Raw genomic sequence first — 17,362 nt, forward strand, 5'->3', positions numbered from 1 at the left:
CGCTTTAAACCGCAAGCACCAAATTAAATTAAGTTAAACAAATTAACAAACACAAACAAAAGTTGGTATTATGAGCATTCACCACATTCACGATTTTGAGATTTTAACCGAATTAAACGCTAAGTTTACAGGACTGACCGTCCAAGAGACCGCTGAAGGCATTCCGACTGTGTGGGTGGATAAAGCCCAAGTGCTTGATTTATTGCTGTATTTGCGAACACTGCCCAAGCCTTTTGTGATGCTGGTGGATTTGTCCTGTATTGACGAGCGTTTGCGTAAGCACCGCTATGGACAGCCTGCGTCTGATTTTACCGTGTTTTACCATTTGATGAGTTTGGAGCGAAACTCGGACATTCGCATTAAAGTCGCTTTGCGTGAGGGCGAGCATATTCCGTCCGCCACACAAATTTACCCCAACGCCAACTGGTATGAGCGTGAAGTGTGGGATATGTTTGGCGTGGTGTTTGACGGACACCCCCATTTGACACGGATTTTATTGCCAAAATATTGGGAAGGACACCCACTGCGTAAGGAATATCACGCAAGAGCGACCGAGTTTACGCCGTATTTTCTAAACACCGCCAAACAGCAATTTGAACAAGAAAACCTACGATTCGTCCCCGAAGAATGGGGAATGAAACGCTCAGGGCGGGACGAAGATTTTATGTTTTTGAACATCGGTCCAAACCACCCGTCCGCACACGGGGCGTTTCGCTTGGTGTTACAGCTTGACGGTGAGGAGATTGTGGATTGTATTCCTGACATCGGCTATCATCATAGAGGTGCGGAGAAAATGGCAGAACGCCAAACGTGGCATTCGTTCATTCCTTATACCGACCGAATTGACTATCTGGGCGGTGTGATGAATGAGTTGCCGTATATCATGGCGGTTGAGAAATTGGCTGGCATTACCACCCCTGACCGTGCCAACGTCATTCGCATTATGATGAGTGAGTTTTTTAGGATTACCAATAACTTGCTCTATTGGGGGACGTTTATCCAAGACGCTGGCGGTATGACCCCTGTGTTTTATATGTTTGCCGACCGCCAAAAGGCGTATGATGTCATTGAAGCGGTAACAGGCTATCGTATGCATCCTGCGTGGTTTAGAATTGGCGGTACGGCTCACGATTTGCCAAATGGTTGGGAGCGACTGGTGCGTGAGTTTTTGGATTGGATGCCAAAACGCCTTGATGAATACTATAAGGCAACGATGACCAACACCGTGCTAAAAGGACGTACGCAAAATGTCGCCCAATACAACGCCAAACAAGCCCTAGCGTGGGGTGTAACAGGGGCGGGACTTCGTGCCACGGGCATTGATTTTGATTTGCGTAAGGCTCGTCCGTATCTAGGCTATGAGAATTTTGATTTTGAAATTCCTGTGTTTTATAACGGTGATGCCTATGACCGCTGCTTGGTAAAAATTGAAGAGATTCGCCAATCACTGCGTATCATTGAGCAATGCCTAAATAATATGCCAAGCGGAGCGTATAAAGCCGAACACCCGCTTGCCGTGCCACCGCCAAAAGACCGCACCTTACAAGACATTGAAACGCTCATCAACCACTTTGTGTCGGTGTCGTGGGGGCCTGTCATGCCACAAGGGGAGAGTGCCTGTATGGTAGAAGGCGTAAAAGGGCTAAACAGCTATTATGTAACGTCCGACAACTCAACGATGAGCTATCGCACTCGTATCCGTACCCCAACCTTTGCCCATTTGCAACAAATGCCGTCTGTGATTAACGGCTCTTTGGTATCAGATGCGATTATTTATTTGGCAAGTATTGATATTGTGATGGCGGATTGTGATAGGTGATAGTTAATGGTGTGTGATTTTTATGATTATGCACCACTAAAAACCTAAGGGAGTTTATGGGCAGATTTTTGATCAATTTGATTAGCGGTATTGGCTTTTTGGTTTTTTGCTATTGTGTATTTGTATGAAAATGGAGGGCTTAGCAAAACAGTATTTGGCTTGATTTTATTTGTTATTATTGGTGTTGTTGGTTTGATGTCTGTGCTTGCCAATAAAACTGCCCCAAATAACACCAAGAGTCATTTACAAGACAATCGCCAAACAGGTTTAAAAATCAGCATTTTTACCGCTTGTATTATGGTAAGTGTCTTATTGTATAAAGTGAGTGGTATGTGACATTATTTAATCATCGTTTTATTTTGTGTCGTTGCCATTATCTTTGTGATTGCCAAGCATTAAAAATCAAAATAAAAATCATGTATTTCCAAAAATAAAATTAGAAAATCAATTCAATGATTTATTAATATCAATATTGATTAATACTAATAAAAATTCAAAGTCATTTTGTTTTTTTGCAGTCGCTTATGATGAGCTTATCTTAGCAGTGATATTAACTTTGGCTTGGGTGGTATTGGATTATGGCCTGTTGTTATTATATGCTTATTTGTTTGCCAAAATTGCCAATGTCATCTTTATCAAAATAAGTATGATACTATCGGCGGTGGTGTTATTGGCATTTACCTGTTTTGGGGTAATAAGTTCACTGCGTGATTTATTATAAACCAGTATTTTATATTGAACGGTTAAAAAAATGAAAAAAGCCATTGTCTTGCCCCTAATCATTACATTATTGGCACTCACCGCTTGGGTATTTTATGACCCAGCCCCCAAACCCAATCCCAAGCCTTTTGAAGTGCAAAAAGCAGAAGATTTTGACTATGTGTTTGGTTTAATCAAGCAAGAATATCCCTTATTGCAAGCACAAAAAAACGCCACAGGCTATGATTTTGTTGCTGATTATGCCAAGCACAAAGCCCATATTATGCAGGCAAAAAATCCCACTGAGTTTTTCTTTTTATTAAACGATGTGCTTGACAAATTGGACAACGAACACACCCATATGATGACCAAAGCCGATGTGCAATACGCCATTGGCATTTATAGTCAAAGCAATCACGACGATTATCGCTGGCAGATTTATACCCATTTGACTCGTGATAAACGCTTGCAACAAGCCTATGCTACCGAAATTGGTATGACGCCCGCCCAAGAAGAACAGGCACGCCGTGATAAAATTGCCAAAATTGATGCCCAAATTGCTGTGCCTGCCAATGTGCAGATGTTTGATGTTGTACCCAATCAGGTGGGCTATTTGTCGGTGCGTGAGCTGACCCATGTAAGCCTACTGGATACGGACGAACGCCACGCTGTGATGCGTTATTTGCAAAAAATCAAGCATTACCCTGCTTTGATTATAGATATTCGCACCAATACAGGGGGCGATACTCGCTATTGGACGCAGTTTTTGTTGCCTGCCATCACAGCTCGCCCCTTATCGCTTGATTTGTATAGCTTTTTTAAACAAGGCACGCACATGGACGCTTACAAAGCCACTCGCCCCACGATGACGGACATTGACCGCACGCAGGTGGCAAAGGCGTTGCCTGTGTCGGCAGATTTGGCACGGATTTTGGATACATTTGCCTATCAAGAAATTCAGCCTTTGCGTGTGGATATGGACCCAGACGGCATTGGGTTTGGCGGTAAAATTTATCTATTGGTGGACAACGATGTGTACAGTTCGGCAGAAACTTTGGCGATTTTTGCCAAATACACACAGTTTGCCACTTTGGTGGGGACGCCCACTCGTGGCGATGGCGTAGGCACTGACCCAATGATTGCGATTTTGCCCAACACCCATTTTGCTATCCGCTATGCCAAACAGCTTGGGATTGCCCCAGACGGCACGATAAATGCTATCCGTGGCACACAGCCTGATGTACTGGTGGCAAATCCACCAAACTTTACGCTTCCCACCGATGTCGATGTCGCCAAAAACGACCCTGTGATACAGCGTGCGGTGCAGTTGGCATTATCATCGCATTAGTGGCGTATCATTTGTCTGTTTTAAATGGCTTTTGTTATTTTGATGTTATTGCATTGATATTGGCGTTAGGCGATAAGTGCTTGGAGATACGCCATAATGTGCTTTAAATGCACGATTAAAATGGGTTTGTGGGCCAAACCCTGTCTCAATGGCAATTTGGGTAATCAATTCTGACAGCCTAGGGTGCTGATGTGCCTTTAATGCACCACCTAATTTTTCATTAGGCAAAGCACGCAACACACATACCAGTATTGATTGGGCTAAATTATCCACCAAAAACGCATTGCCAATTTGATTGGGGTTTTGAGCTTCATCACTCATTAACTTTACCAACGGATGCAGTGTTTGTTCATTTAAGGTTACAATAAAAAAATCTGGCAGATTTGCCAATAAGTTACTGTGTTTGTCGGCATAAAAATTTAAGCACAGCATTGTGCAATCGGCCTGGCTGCCAACTTGATTGACCAAAAATGCCCCTGACATACTTTGGGTAGCACAAGTGGCATCAATCAAGCGATGTGTGTCAGCATTGGCATTTTGTATGCAGTGGGTTATCCCACAAAACAAGGCAATATCCCCCGCCCTTAAAATGTGAGTTGTGTTTTTACAGCAAGTTTTACCGCGCCTTTGGGCAAAAGGATATGGCACGGTGGACGGTAGAAAAATAAGAATAATTCTTACTAAATACTTACACAAAATTTTGCACGGTAACTTTGTGTAAAATTTGAACGCAACACTGTGTAAGTTTATGTTACAATACACGAATTTAGCTAGCAGATGTAGCCAGCTTCGCAAGCTGTTCATAAAAAGGGTCTTTTATGAAAATAGTAACCGACAAAACCCCCAAAGTTAACATTCACGCCATTTTAACACCCCAAGAAATTGACGGCATTCATCATCATATTCATCACTACCCACAACCGAGGGCGGCGGTGCTTGATGCCCTAAAACTCGTCCAAAAACGTAACGGCTGGGTGGACGACGCCCAAGTCCACGCCATAGCCCATATGCTGTCCATGCCTGTGGCGGACGTGGAGGGCGTGGCGACATTTTTTAACCGCATTTATCGGATGCCAGTCGGTCGCCATGTGATTTTGATTTGCGATTCTATCGCTTGCTATCTGAACGGCTATGAGGCATTGGCGGACGCTTTTAAGCGTGAGCTTGGCATCGATTATGGGCAAACCACAAAAGACGGTCGTTTTACCCTGCTTCCCATTTGCTGTCTTGGCAACTGCGATAAGGGGGCGAGTGTGCTGATTGATGAGGATACTTATGGACCTGTATTGCCGTCTGAGGTCGGTCTATTGTTGGAGCAATACGCATGAATAAACCAAATGTCGCCGAGCAAATCAATGCTCGTAAAAACGGACTGGCCCCAAGCCAACTAAATCGCCAAAAAACCCCAATCTGGGGCGTGGGACTGGCGGATGGTCAAGCACCGACTTCGCTTACGCACCCTTTGACATGGCGACTGTATCATCATGATGCAGTGCTGACATTGGCAGATTATGAAGCCTTAGACGGCTTTAAAGGGCTAAAAAACGCCCTAGCCAAAGACCCAAGAGAAGTAGGCGAGATGATAAAAACCGCCAACGTGCGTGGGCGTGGAGGTGCTGGCTTTAACGCAGGGCTAAAATGGACGTTCATGACTCCGCCTGACGGTGGCGTGCGGTATTTGATTTGTAATGCCGATGAGATGGAGCCTGGTACGTTCAAAGACCGTCTGCTTATGGAGCGGATTCCGTTTCAGCTTATTGAGGGTATGCTCATCACTGCGTATGCCATTGGGGCGAGCGTGGGCTATATCTTTATCCGTGGCGAATATGTCCTAGCCGCCGAACGATTGCAAAACGCCATTAATGAATGTATCGCCAATAATTTGCTTGGCGAGGGTATTTTGGGGACGGAGTTTAACTTTGAATTGCATGTTCACACAGGGGCAGGGCGATATATCTGTGGCGAGGAGACGGCTCTTATCAACTGTTTGGAGGGTCGTCGTGCCAACCCACGCACCAAACCGCCATTTCCCCAAGTGTCAGGGGCGTGGGGTCGTCCAACGGTGGTCAATAACGTTGAAACCTTAAACAACATGCCTGCCATTTTGTTAAATGGGGTGGAGTGGTATTTATCCTTGCCAAACGCCAAAGGTAAATCCACTACCCCCGGCACTAAGATTATGGGGTGTAGCGGTCGTGTCAAGGACGCAGGGCTGTGGGAAGTGCCATTTGGCTATACTGCTCGTGAGCTGATTGAGCTTGCTGGCGGTATGCAGGACGGCTTAACCTTAAAGGCGTGGCTACCTGGCGGAGCGAGTACCGACTTTTTGACGGCAAGCGATGAACACCTTGATCTTGTCATGGATTTTGACCCGATTATGAAGGCAGGCTCACGCCTTGGGACGTGTCTTATGATGGTGGTGGACGAAACGCAAGACATGGTGAGCCTGTCTAGAAACTTACAACAGTTTTTTCAAAGAGAATCGTGCGGTTGGTGTACCCCTTGCCGTGATGGCTTGCCGTGGGGCGTAAAAATCCTTGATGCGATGGAAAACGGACAAGGGCAAGCGGACGACATTGACAAATTGTCCGAGCTGACACGAGATTTATGGCTTGGCAAGACCTTTTGTGCTCATGCCCCAGGGGCGATGGAGCCACTCATGAGTGCGTTACGCTATTTCCGTCATGAATTTGAGGCAAAAGTGGGCAAATCAGAGCCACAAGACAACAAGGTAGGGGCATAACATGGCAATCCTTCATATAGACGGTAAAACCTATGACGTGGACGGCTCGGACAACCTATTGCAGGCGTGTCTGTCGCTTGGCATTGACGTGCCGTATTTTTGTTATCATCCTGCCTTGGGTTCGGTGGGGTCGTGCCGTCAATGTGCGGTCAAGCAGTACATGAGCGAGGAGGATTATCAGGCAGGACGTGGCAGGCTTGTCATGAGCTGTATGATTGCCCCTACGCCAAAAAGCGATACTTGGATTTCGGTGGACGATGCCGAGGCAAAGGCATTTCGCAAAAGCATTGTGGAATACTTGATGACCAACCACCCCCACGATTGCCCAACTTGTGAGGAGGGTGGTCATTGCCATTTGCAAGACATGACCTACATGAGCGGACATAGAAAACGCCGTTACCGCTTTACCAAACGCACGCACCACAACCAAGACTTAGGAGCGTTTATCAATCATGAAATGAACCGCTGTATCGCTTGCTATCGCTGTGTGCGGTTTTATAAGGATTACGCAGGTGGCACGGATTTTGGGGTGTATGCGTCAAATAACCGTGTCTATTTTGGGCGTGAAGAGAGCGGACAGTTACAGAGTGAATTTAGTGGTAACTTGACCGAAGTTTGTCCGACTGGCGTATTTACCGACAAAACGCATTCCGACCGCTACAACCGTAAATGGGACATGCAATACGCCCCAAGCATTTGCCACGGCTGTTCAAGCGGTTGTAACATCTCGGCAGGCGAGCGTTATGGCGAGCTTAGACGTATCGAAAACCGCTATAACCATGACGTAAACGGTTATTTTTTGTGCGACCGTGGGCGTTTTGGCTATGGCTATGTCAATCGTAGCGATCGCCCAACCCAGCCTGTGCAAAATGTAAACGGACAATTTGTCAAAACCAGTGCAAGCCTTGCGGTCGATAGCGTAGCGGAGTTATTAAAAGGCAAAAACGTCATCGGCATTGGTTCGGCTCGGGCAAGTTTGGAGAGTAATTTTGCCCTAAAAAAACTGGTCGGAAGCGATTATTACAGCACAGGCGAGCGAGCACTCGTTAAAGACGTGGTGGATTTGGGTGTGGCGCTGTTACGCCACAAAGACGTGCATAATGTGTCTTTGGCAGAGATTGAGACGGCAGATAGCGTGTTTGTGTTGGGTGAGGATTTGACCCAAACGGCAAGCCGTGTCGCCCTGTCGGTGCGTCAAGCGTCCAAAAACAAGGCCCGTCAAATGGCAACCGCCCTAAAAACCGAGCATTGGCTTGCCGAGCCTGTCAAGCGTATCGGGCAAGAGGCGTACAGTCCCATTTATGTGGCGAGCGTGGTGGATACCAAGCTGTCCGACATCGCCAAAGTGTCTGCCGTTGCCACGCCAAACGACATCGCCAAACTGGGCTTTATGGTGGGCGACATCATCAAGGGCTATGCCGATACGCTAGATGAGATTGGCGAAAGCGAGAACGCCATTTTTGCCAAAGAACAAGAGCCAAATCTTGTGATAGATGAGAGCATGGCAATGGAGTTCTTGGCTCATCATATCGCTTATGATTTGATTATGGCAAACCGTCCACTTGTTATCACAGGCACCAGCTTGTCATCAAAAGCAATCCTACAAGCGACAGCCTATATTGCCCAAAGCTTGACCGCCAAACGTGCCAAAATCGCCCATGTGGAGCGTGAATTTGTGGAAGTGCAAAACGCCAAAATCCGTGATGAAGTGGCTCGTCAATTCATTGACCCTGATAAAGATGCCAAAACGGACGGCACACACACCACAGAGCGAGACCCCAATGAGTTTGAAAAAGAGCTGTCATCTCGTTTATTAAAAATAAATGCTCTATATGCCGACAAAACAGGCGTGTACGTTGCCATGCCAGAGGCGAACAGCGTGGGCGTAAACTTGCTTGGCGGACAGGCGATAGAGGAGATTTTGGCAAAAGAATTTGAGGCGGTGGTGGTGCTAGAACATGACTTAGCCAACCTTGCCCCAAGCCAATTTGACAAATTGACCGAAAAAACGCTCATCGTCCTAGATCACCAGTCTTATGACTGGCACACCAAAGCCGATATGGTACTATCTGGTGCATCATTTGCAGAAAGCGACGGTACGCTGGTGTCTGCCGAAGGGCGAGCAGGGCGGTTTTTCGCCAGTTTTGACAAAAAATACTATGAGCCAAACAGCGAGCTAAAAGACAGCTGGCGTTGGCTACACGCTGTCGCTAATGCTTTATCTGGCAACAGTTTGACAAATGGCAATGATGAGCCAACATGGTATCATCTTGATGATGTCATTGATGAGCTTATCACTGATTATCCACACCTTGCCCAAATCAAAGACGTTGCCCCTGAGTCGGATTATCGCATTACGGGGCTAAAAGTCGCCCGTGAGCCACGCCGTTATTCGGGGCGGACGGTGCTACGCTCACCCATTTCTATCCACGAACCCATGCAACCTAAGGACTTAGACAGTGGTTTGACGTTCTCCATGGAGGGTTATGTGGGCGATAAGACTGACCCAAGCCTTATCCCATTTGCGTGGAGTGCAGGCTGGAACTCGCCCCAAGCATGGAACAAGCTCCAAGACAAAGTGGGCGGACGGCTAAAAGGCGGAGATGTCGGCATTCGTCTGTTTGATGACTTGCCAAAAGTTGAGACGGTATTTGACAAAGCCGAGCTTGACAGCATGATAAGCACGAGCATTTTTGACGGTCGTGCGGTCGTTGTGCCTGTGCATAATCTATTTGCAAGCTCACGCATGGCAAGCCGTAGCCCTGTGGTGGCAAGTCAAATCAAGCCTGCCACATGGACAATCAGCGATGATGATGCCAAGCGCTGGATTATCAAGGCAGGCGATAAGCTAACCCTTGCCCAGCATGGGATACAGATTACCCTGCCTGTGGACGTGGTGGACTATGTGGCGGACGGCTGCATCGGCTATCCTGACGGGCTTGTGCCGTTTATGGTCGGTGTGCCGACAACCGTCAAAAAGGCGGAAGCCGACACGCCTGTCTATGTGCCTGAGTATCAAAAAAGCGTGGCAAATTTGGCAACTATCAGGCGTGAAAATATCTTTACACCAAAAGCTGGGTTTAATAACGCACCGTTAGCAATGCAAGTGGGGGCATAAATGAGTATTCGTGTGATTCCTGATGTGCCGTCGTGGCTTGGCGGTTTGTCGTTTGAGTGGTGGTCGCTTATTTTTATGACCGCCCAGACCTTGATTATCTTTTTAGGGCTTGTCATCACGGCAGCACTCATGATCGTCTATGAACGGCGTATGCTTGCCCTGTGGCAAGACCGCTATGGTCCAAATAGGGTCGGTTGGCAAGGGTCGCTACAACTGGTGGCGGACATGCTAAAAATCTTTTTTAAAGAAGACTGGACGCCCAATTTTGCCGACAAACGCCTGTTTACGTTCGCCCCTGCCATTGCCATGTTTACCGCTTTGGCAAGTTTTGCCATTATTCCGCTATCGCCCACGCTTGGGGCGGCGGATTGGAACATTGGCATTTTGTTCTTTTTTGCCATGGCAGGGCTTGCTGTGTATGCCGTTATGTTTGGCGGTTGGGCAAGTGCCAATAAGTTCTCGCTCTTAGGCGGTTTGCGTTCGGCGGCTCAGACGATTAGCTATGAGGTGTTTTTGGGCTTGTCGCTCATGGGCGTGGTGGCGATGGCAGGCTCGTTTAACTTGCGTGAGATTGTAGAAGCTCAAACAACCGTCTGGAACGTCATTCCGCAGTTTTTGGGCTTTTTGACCTTTGTGGTGGCAGGCGTGGCGGTTACGCACAGACACCCCTTTGACCAACCAGAAGCCGAGCAAGAGCTTGCTGAAGGGTATCATGTGGAATACTCAGGCATGAAATTTGGTATGTTTTTTATTGGCGAATATGTCAATGTCGTGGTGATTAGTGCCTTGATGACCTGCTTGTTTTTTGGGGGTTGGCTTGCTCCTTTTAACCTAGACCTACCCTTTGTTCCGCCTGTGTTTTGGTTTTTGATTAAGACCTTGTTTTTTATGACCTTATTTGTGTTGGCTCGTGGCTCGCTCATGCGTCCACGCTATGACCAAGTGATGAATTTTGGTTGGAAAGTGTGTTTGCCTGTAACCTTGCTAAACCTATTGGCGACTGCTTTTGTGATTTTGATGGTGAATTAAATGTTTGCAACTTTAAAAAATACGGCGGTGGGCATTTTTACCATTGTACGCTCTATGTGGATGGTAAATTCTCATGCCTTGCGTCCACGAGACACGATTTTGTACCCCGAACAGCCTGTACCTGTACCACCCCGTTTTCGTGGGCGAATTGTACTAACAAGAGACCCTGACGGTGATGAGCGCTGTGTGGCCTGTAACCTATGTGCGGTGGCGTGTCCTGTGGGCTGTATTAGCCTACAAAAGGCGGAGCGTGAAGACGGTCGTTGGTATCCTGAATTCTTTCGTATCAATTTTAGCCGTTGTGTGTTTTGTGGTATGTGTGAAGAAGCCTGTCCGACTACCGCCATTCAGCTGACCCCTGATTTTGAATTGGGCGAATACAAACGCCAAAATCTTGTCTATGAAAAAGAGCATTTGCTGATTAGTGGCGTGGGCAAATACCCAGAATATAACTATTATCGAGTAACAGGCATGGCAACAGACGATAAGCCCAAAGGGTCGCACGAGCGTGAAGCAGAGCCTGTCAACGTACGGAGTTTGTTGCCATGATTGATGTGTTAAAGGCGTTTTTGGCAAATGGCGATGCGGTGGGCTTTTATGCCTTGTCGCTGGTGGCGATTTGGGCAAGCCTAAGGGTGGTTACGCACGCCAATCCCGTCCATGCCATTTTATCCATGATAGTAAGCCTACTGGCGGTGGCAGGGGTTTTCTTTATCATCGGAGCTCCATTTGCAGGCGTGCTTGAAATGATTGTCTATGCTGGGGCGATTGTGGTCTTATTTGTGTTTGTCATTATGATGTTAAACTTAGGCACGGATACGACAGAAGAAAAGACGTGGCTGACTGCCAATGCGTGGGCAACCCCGTTTTGTATGACGCTCATCATCGGTGGTGTGCTTGTTGGGTTTTTGACCGCAGGGAGCAGCACCATGTTACAAGATAACACCATTGGCGTAAAGGACGTGGGCATCAGCCTATTTACCCAATATGTCTTGCTTGTGGAAGTGGCAGGATTTTTATTGCTTGGGGCGTTGGTGGCGGCCTATCATTTGGGTAAAAAAGCCCTAGATGATGAAAACGTGAGTCATTATCAAGATGATCCAAACAATGATGCGCCAAACCGCCAGCCTGACGCACCTGTATTTAGCCAACAACAAGGGGGTAAATCATGAGTTCTTTACAAACGGCAACCCAAACGGCAGAGCTTGCCAGTCTTGGCGTGCCTGCTCATCATGCCTTGATTGTCTCGGCGATACTCTTTGTCATTGGCTTGGTTGGGGTCATGGCAAGACGAAATGTGCTGTTTATGCTTATGAGCCTTGAGATTATGATGAACTCCGCCGCCCTTGCCTTTGTGGTGGGGGGTAATATGTGGGGCAAGGCAGACGGGCAGATTATGTTTATTTTTGTCTTGACACTGGCGGCAGCAGAAGCGGCGATAGGGCTTGCCATACTGTTGCAGTTTTATCATCGGTTTAGAAGCCTTGATGTCAATCATGCCAGTAAGTTAAAGGGGTAGGGCGGTATGAATTTGTTAGCATTGACCTTTATTTTCCCCTTGATTGGCTTTTTGATATTAGCCACAGGGCGAGATAGAATTTCAGAAAAACTTGCCACGATAATCGGCGTGGGAGTCATGGGTTTGTCCGCCTTGACCACGGCAGTTGTGGGCATAGATTATCTGGCAAACAGCAGTGATAAGACGGTATTTACGACACTGTGGACGTGGTTTTCGGTGGGCGGTTTTGCCCCAAAATTTGGCTTGGCGTTGGACGGTTTGTCCTTGACCATGACCGCCATCATCACAGGCGTGGGCTTTTTGATTCATCTGTTTGCCAGTTGGTATATGAAAGGCGAGACAGGATATGCCCGTTTTTTTAGTTATCTAAATCTATTTGTGGCAAGTATGTTATTGCTTGTACAAGCGGATAACTTACTCCTACTCTATCTGGGTTGGGAAGGCGTGGGTATTTGCTCATACCTACTTATCGGTTTTTATTATCACAACCGAGCCAATGGACGGGCGGCCATCAAGGCATTCACCGTAACCCGTGTTGGCGATGTGTTTTTGGCGATTGGGCTGTTTTTGTTGTACCAACAGTTTGGCACGCTAGACATTCATACTATCATCGCCAAAGCTCCCGAGCTGTTTACTGTCAATAATCCTACCATGGTGCTGACCGCTCTCATGCTTGTGGGTGGGGCGTTTGGTAAATCGGCTCAAATTCCACTGCATACTTGGCTTGCCGATGCGATGGCGGGCCCTACGCCTGTGTCGGCTCTGATTCACGCGGCTACCATGGTAACGGCAGGGGTGTATCTGATTGCTCGTATGCACCCTGTCTTTATGCTGACCCCTAACGTGCTACTGTATGTGGTCGGTGGTGTGGGGGCGTTGTCTATGCTCGTGGCGGGATTTTGTGCGTTGGCACAGACCGACATTAAGCGTGTGCTTGCTTACTCTACCATGAGCCAGCTTGGCTATATGTTCATTGCTTTGGGCGTTGGGGCGTGGCAAGTGGCGATTTTTCACTTGATGACGCACGCATTTTTTAAAGCCTTGCTATTCCTAGCCAGTGGAGCGGTGATTATCTCAACACACCATGAGCAAAATATCTTTAAGATGGGCGGTCTGCGTAAAAAAATCCCTCTTGTGTTTTGGTCGTTTGTCGTTGGTGGTGGGGCGTTGGTTGCCTTGCCTTTTGTAACGGTTGGCTTTTATTCAAAAGAAGCGATTTTGTGGGAAACTTATGCCACAGGACACATGAGTCTGTTTTGGGCAGGCGTATTCGGGGCGTTCTTAACGTCAATTTATACCTTCCGTTTGATTTATCTCGTGTTCTTTGGGGAAGAAAAAACGCATGGCGAGAAGCTATCTGGTATCAGCTATGCCCTGCCTTTGGCGGTGCTACTGGTGCTATCCACAGGGCTTGGGGCACTCATTCATCCGCCTTTGGCAAATGTCTTGCCAGCGAGTGTGGTTAGTACCCTAACAGACGGCAAGCACACTGCTGAGATTATCGCTGTGGGCGTAACCGCACTTGGCTTGGCGGCAGCTTACTTTTTGTATGTGCTTGACAAGGGTAAGATTTTGACAAAATGGACAAATTCTGCCTTTGGTGGGGCGTGTGCTTATTGGTGCTATCATGGGCTTGGATTTGACGCTCTTTATGACATTGTTTTTGTTAAGCCGTTTTTGACGATTTGCAAGCTGCTAAAGGGCGACCCCGTGGACAAACTTTGGAACATTTTGCCAGCATTGGCAAGCGTGGGCAATAAGCTTACGACCAAAACTCAAACAGGGCGATTGGGCTCTCATGCGTTGAGCTTCGGCTTGGGGTTGGCAGTTGTGCTACTTTTGGCAATAATGATGGTGGTATAAGATGATGGAACAAAATTGGCTTTTGCCGACATTAATTGCCATTCCTTTTTTGGCGGGATTTTTGTGTTGGCTGATTGAAAAAGTAAATGACAAATTGCCACGTTGGATAGCGTTATTTGCCATGCTTGCCACATTTGGGGTGAGTTTGGTACTGTGGCAACAGGGAGACTTTGGCAGTCTTATCGTAATAAATGATGCAGCCGAGGGCGGCCCATTACCATGGGCGGCTGAGTTTATTGTGCCTTGGATTGCGTCTTTGGGCATTAACTTTCATCTGGCGATGGATGGTTTGTCGCTGCTCATGATTGCGTTGACGGCATTTTTGGGTGTTATGGCGGTCGGCTGTTCGTGGGGCGAGATTACCCGCCGAGTGGGATTTTTCCATCTTAACCTATTATGGTCATTGGGCGGTGTCATCGGTGTCTTTTTGGCGATTGATTTGTTCCTTTTCTTTTTCTTTTGGGAACTCATGCTATTGCCGATTTACTTTTTGATTGCCTTGTGGGGACATAACGCTACAGGCGGTAAGACCAAAGAATACGCCGCCACGAAGTTTTTTATCTATACCCAAGCATCTGGGCTGATTATGCTCATCGGTATCTTGATGCTGGTCATCATTCATTTTAGTCAAACAGGCATGCTAAGTTTTGCGTATCATGATTTGTTGGGACTGGATTTGGGCAAATGGGAATATACCATCATGCTGTGCTTTTTTATCGGCTTTGCAGTCAAATTGCCCGTATTTCCGTTACATGGCTGGCTACCTGATGCCCACGCCCAAGCCCCAACAGCAGGTTCGGTGGACTTGGCGGGGATTTTGATTAAGACGGCGGCGTTTGGTTTGCTGCGTTTTGTATTGCCGTTATTTCCCACCGCATCTGCTGAATTTGCCCCTGTGGCGATAGTTTTAGGGGCGATTGGGATTTTTTATGGGGCATTTTTGGCATTTGCCCAAACTGACATCAAGCGCCTGCTTGCCTATACCAGTATCTCACACATGGGCTTTGTCCTGCTTGCCATTTATGCTGGCAATATCATCTCGCTACAGGGCCTGATGGTGCAAATGCTCGCTCACGGTTTATCTAGTGCGGCACTGTTCATCATGGCGGGTCAGCTGTATGAGCGTCTGCATACGCGCGATCTGAACCTGATGGGCGGTATGTGGGGTCAATTTCGCTATTTTGCGCCGCTACTGATGTTCTTCTGTGCGGCATTGCTTGGCATCCCTGGTACGGGCAACTTTATCGGCGAGATTTTGATTTTGGTTGGTTCGTTCGATCAGTATCCTGTGATTGTGGTGCTTGCGACAATTAGCCTTGTGCTTGGCGGATTGTATTCGTTGATTTTGATTTATAAGGCACTTTTTGGGGATAATACCGCACCAAAATTAGCCAAAGAAAACGGTGGCCGCCTAAGAGATCTGTGTAAGCGTGAGCTATCGCTACTAAGCGTACTTGCCATAGGTCTGGTCTGGCTTGGCCTGTATCCTCAGCCTGTGCTAAACACCTCTGATTCTGCGATGAGCTGGATTGCTAAGGCGTATGCTGATGAACTGCCTGCCAAGCATAGCGCGCCGCACGGCATCGCTGATCATGTGCATGGACGCCATCACCACCACGGACATCACCATCAGCATGGACATGAGCATCATGAACACGGCCATGGTGAACACCATCACAGCAAGCATGGCAATTAAGGAGAAAATTTCATGAATCATCTAATCGAATCCTTAATGTCTCTAGCGCCGATGGTGATCATTGCGCTGACGGCAGTAATCGTCATGCTTGCCATCGCAATCAAGCGTTCGCATTTTTGGTCGGCGACCCTAACAGTAATCGGACTAAATGCCGCACTCATCACCCTAATCTCGCAAGCATTTGGCGTATTGCCAAGTGGCGCATCGAATATGCTATTTGTGGTGGATGGCTTTGCTGTATTTAACATTGCGATCATTCTAATTGCATCTTTGGCTTGCTGTACTTTGGCTTATGGCTACTTCCAGACGCTAACTGATAATAAAGATGAGTTGTATCTGCTCATGCTTATTAGCACGCTTGGGGCAATGTTGATGGCGTGTGCAACGCATTTGGCATCGTTCTTTATGGCGCTAGAACTACTATCCGTGCCGATGTATGGCATGCTGGCTTATGCGTTCATGCGTTCGCGTTCGTTGGAGTCTGGTCTTAAGTATCTGGTCTTGTCCGCCACAGCGTCCGCCACACTGCTTATGGGCATGGCATTTATCTTTGCTGATACTGGTGTATTGGGCTTTAAAGAGCTTGGGTTGGCACTTGTGCATGGTCAGGCAAGCATGTGGTTTGCACTCGGTGCGATCATGATGGTGGCGGCAATCGCCTTTAAGCTGTCAGCCGCGCCATTTCATGCGTGGGTGTCTGACGTCTATGAGGGTGCGCCTGCACCTGTGGCGGCATTCTTGGCGAGCGTGAGTAAGGTTGCCATGATGGCATTGGCGATCCGCTTCTTGACGACCACCATGATTACAGAACTCAATGCATTCTATGGGGTGCTGATATTGATCATTGCTGCGTCGATCTTGCTGGGTAACTTGCTTGCCATTCGCCAAACGAACCTTAAGCGACTGCTTGCTTATTCTTCGGTCGCGCACATTGGTTATGCCTTGGTTGCACTGCTCAGTGTTGGTGCGGGCAGTGCTGGCGTGATTAGTATGTACATGGCGGTGTATGCACTGACTTCTATCGGTGCCTTTGGTGTGATTACCTTGATGTCGAGCCCTTATAAAGAGCGTGGGCGGACGTCTATCTCGGGCGAGGCGGATGATCTAAGGTTTTATCAAGGGTTATTCTGGCGCAGACCTGTCTTGACGGCTGTCTTGACCATGATGTTGCTGTCATTGGCGGGTATTCCATTGACCGCAGGATTCATGACGAAGTTCATGATCATCTTCTCATCAGTACAAGGCATGCGCTTCTGGGCGGCATTGTTTGTGATCTTAGGCAGTGCGATTGGTCTGTCATATTATCTACGCGTACTGACCCAGCTGTATCAAAGACCCAAAGCGCATCTGGAATTTGACGTGCATCACGAATGGGGTATTAAAGCAGGGGGTATCATGCTGCTCGTTGTCACTGCGCTTATCATTTTCTTTGGTATTTTGCCAAATGGTTTGATGAATTTGGCAGGGCTTGCGATCATTCAATAAGGTACGTCGTTGATTAATGTATGAAACAAGTGTCCTGTTGGGC

The 17,362-nt window shown here is 47.5% G+C and carries 15 protein-coding genes; 14 read left to right on the forward strand and 1 reads right to left on the reverse strand.

All coding sequences use genetic code 11. The features are described 5' to 3' along the window. Window positions 1–70 precede the first annotated feature (70 nt). The 4 genes from nuoC (at window position 71) to MBO_RS07095 (ending at window position 3,866) form a co-directional block, all read left to right on the forward strand. A complete protein-coding gene (gene nuoC / locus MBO_RS07080; protein ID WP_036366129.1) occupies window positions 71–1,819 on the forward strand; it encodes an NADH-quinone oxidoreductase subunit C/D in 1,749 nt (582 codons plus the stop codon). A 90-nt stretch (window positions 1,820–1,909) separates the two neighbouring features. Continuing rightward, window positions 1,910–2,155, forward strand: a complete 246-nt coding sequence (locus MBO_RS07085; RefSeq protein WP_036366131.1) for a hypothetical protein — start codon at window positions 1,910–1,912, stop codon at window positions 2,153–2,155. Between the two features lie 49 nt (window positions 2,156–2,204). After that, window positions 2,205–2,540, forward strand: a complete 336-nt coding sequence (locus tag MBO_RS07090) for a hypothetical protein (RefSeq protein WP_036366134.1) — start codon at window positions 2,205–2,207, stop codon at window positions 2,538–2,540. Window positions 2,541–2,570: 30 nt separating this feature from the next. Then, on the forward strand, window positions 2,571–3,866 hold the full coding sequence (locus MBO_RS07095; protein ID WP_052585362.1) for a S41 family peptidase: 1,296 nt from the start codon (window positions 2,571–2,573) through the stop codon (window positions 3,864–3,866). Between the two features lie 45 nt (window positions 3,867–3,911). On the opposite strand, the gene MBO_RS07100 is transcribed toward MBO_RS07095, so the two are convergent. After that, window positions 3,912–4,670: an AraC family transcriptional regulator gene (locus MBO_RS07100; protein WP_080702223.1), complete on the reverse strand. Its 759-nt coding sequence runs from the start codon at window positions 4,668–4,670 to the stop codon at window positions 3,912–3,914. Between the two features lie 14 nt (window positions 4,671–4,684). On the opposite strand from MBO_RS07100, the gene nuoE reads away from it, so the two are divergent. The 10 genes from nuoE to MBO_RS07150 are packed head-to-tail and all read left to right on the forward strand — an operon-like array spanning window position 4,685 to window position 17,319. Next, window positions 4,685–5,194, forward strand: a complete 510-nt coding sequence (nuoE, locus tag MBO_RS07105; protein ID WP_036366140.1) for an NADH-quinone oxidoreductase subunit NuoE — start codon at window positions 4,685–4,687, stop codon at window positions 5,192–5,194. Beyond that, the gene (gene nuoF / locus MBO_RS07110) at window positions 5,191–6,609 is read left to right on the forward strand and encodes an NADH-quinone oxidoreductase subunit NuoF (protein ID WP_036366143.1); all 1,419 of its coding nucleotides are present in this window, start codon (window positions 5,191–5,193) and stop codon (window positions 6,607–6,609) included. Before nuoE ends, nuoF begins: the two co-directional genes overlap by 4 nt. 1 nt (window position 6,610) lies before the next feature. Continuing rightward, the gene (gene nuoG / locus MBO_RS07115) at window positions 6,611–9,727 is read left to right on the forward strand and encodes an NADH-quinone oxidoreductase subunit NuoG (protein ID WP_036366146.1); all 3,117 of its coding nucleotides are present in this window, start codon (window positions 6,611–6,613) and stop codon (window positions 9,725–9,727) included. Continuing rightward, window positions 9,728–10,756: an NADH-quinone oxidoreductase subunit NuoH gene (gene nuoH, locus MBO_RS07120; protein WP_036366149.1), complete on the forward strand. Its 1,029-nt coding sequence runs from the start codon at window positions 9,728–9,730 to the stop codon at window positions 10,754–10,756. Beyond that, a complete protein-coding gene (gene nuoI / locus MBO_RS07125; protein ID WP_036366152.1) occupies window positions 10,757–11,305 on the forward strand; it encodes an NADH-quinone oxidoreductase subunit NuoI in 549 nt (182 codons plus the stop codon). It abuts the gene before it with no gap. Beyond that, complete coding sequence (gene nuoJ, locus MBO_RS07130) at window positions 11,302–11,928, forward strand: NADH-quinone oxidoreductase subunit J (protein WP_080702224.1); 627 nt, start codon at window positions 11,302–11,304, stop codon at window positions 11,926–11,928. The genes nuoI and nuoJ overlap by 4 nt, the downstream gene beginning before the upstream one ends. Next, the gene (gene nuoK, locus MBO_RS07135) at window positions 11,925–12,275 is read left to right on the forward strand and encodes an NADH-quinone oxidoreductase subunit NuoK (protein WP_046696907.1); all 351 of its coding nucleotides are present in this window, start codon (window positions 11,925–11,927) and stop codon (window positions 12,273–12,275) included. The genes nuoJ and nuoK overlap by 4 nt, the downstream gene beginning before the upstream one ends. Before the next feature lie 6 nt (window positions 12,276–12,281). After that, window positions 12,282–14,138 carry an NADH-quinone oxidoreductase subunit L gene (gene nuoL, locus MBO_RS07140; protein ID WP_036366156.1) on the forward strand — a complete coding sequence of 619 codons (1,857 nt, stop codon included), beginning with the start codon at window positions 12,282–12,284 and terminating at the stop codon, window positions 14,136–14,138. Between the two features lie 4 nt (window positions 14,139–14,142). Continuing rightward, on the forward strand, window positions 14,143–15,834 hold the full coding sequence (gene nuoM, locus MBO_RS07145; RefSeq protein ID WP_187648946.1) for an NADH-quinone oxidoreductase subunit M: 1,692 nt from the start codon (window positions 14,143–14,145) through the stop codon (window positions 15,832–15,834). Between the two features lie 12 nt (window positions 15,835–15,846). After that, complete coding sequence (locus MBO_RS07150; RefSeq protein ID WP_036366163.1) at window positions 15,847–17,319, forward strand: NADH-quinone oxidoreductase subunit N; 1,473 nt, start codon at window positions 15,847–15,849, stop codon at window positions 17,317–17,319. Window positions 17,320–17,362: the final 43 nt, after the last annotated feature.

Source organism: Moraxella bovoculi 237 (genome assembly GCF_000696305.2).
Classification (GTDB): domain Bacteria; phylum Pseudomonadota; class Gammaproteobacteria; order Pseudomonadales; family Moraxellaceae; genus Moraxella; species Moraxella bovoculi.

Coding starts and splice junctions, on each gene's coding strand:
- nuoM (WP_187648946.1), top strand. CDS start 14,143: ATGGAACAAAATTGGCTTTTGCCGACATTAATTGCCATTCCTTTTTTG.
- nuoC (WP_036366129.1), top strand. CDS start 71: ATGAGCATTCACCACATTCACGATTTTGAGATTTTAACCGAATTAAAC.
- MBO_RS07100 (WP_080702223.1), bottom strand. CDS start 4,670: ATGAACAGCTTGCGAAGCTGGCTACATCTGCTAGCTAAATTCGTGTAT.
- nuoE (WP_036366140.1), top strand. CDS start 4,685: ATGAAAATAGTAACCGACAAAACCCCCAAAGTTAACATTCACGCCATT.
- nuoJ (WP_080702224.1), top strand. CDS start 11,302: ATGATTGATGTGTTAAAGGCGTTTTTGGCAAATGGCGATGCGGTGGGC.
- MBO_RS07095 (WP_052585362.1), top strand. CDS start 2,571: ATGAAAAAAGCCATTGTCTTGCCCCTAATCATTACATTATTGGCACTC.
- MBO_RS07150 (WP_036366163.1), top strand. CDS start 15,847: ATGAATCATCTAATCGAATCCTTAATGTCTCTAGCGCCGATGGTGATC.
- nuoL (WP_036366156.1), top strand. CDS start 12,282: ATGAATTTGTTAGCATTGACCTTTATTTTCCCCTTGATTGGCTTTTTG.
- nuoG (WP_036366146.1), top strand. CDS start 6,611: ATGGCAATCCTTCATATAGACGGTAAAACCTATGACGTGGACGGCTCG.
- nuoK (WP_046696907.1), top strand. CDS start 11,925: ATGAGTTCTTTACAAACGGCAACCCAAACGGCAGAGCTTGCCAGTCTT.
- nuoI (WP_036366152.1), top strand. CDS start 10,757: ATGTTTGCAACTTTAAAAAATACGGCGGTGGGCATTTTTACCATTGTA.
- nuoF (WP_036366143.1), top strand. CDS start 5,191: ATGAATAAACCAAATGTCGCCGAGCAAATCAATGCTCGTAAAAACGGA.
- nuoH (WP_036366149.1), top strand. CDS start 9,728: ATGAGTATTCGTGTGATTCCTGATGTGCCGTCGTGGCTTGGCGGTTTG.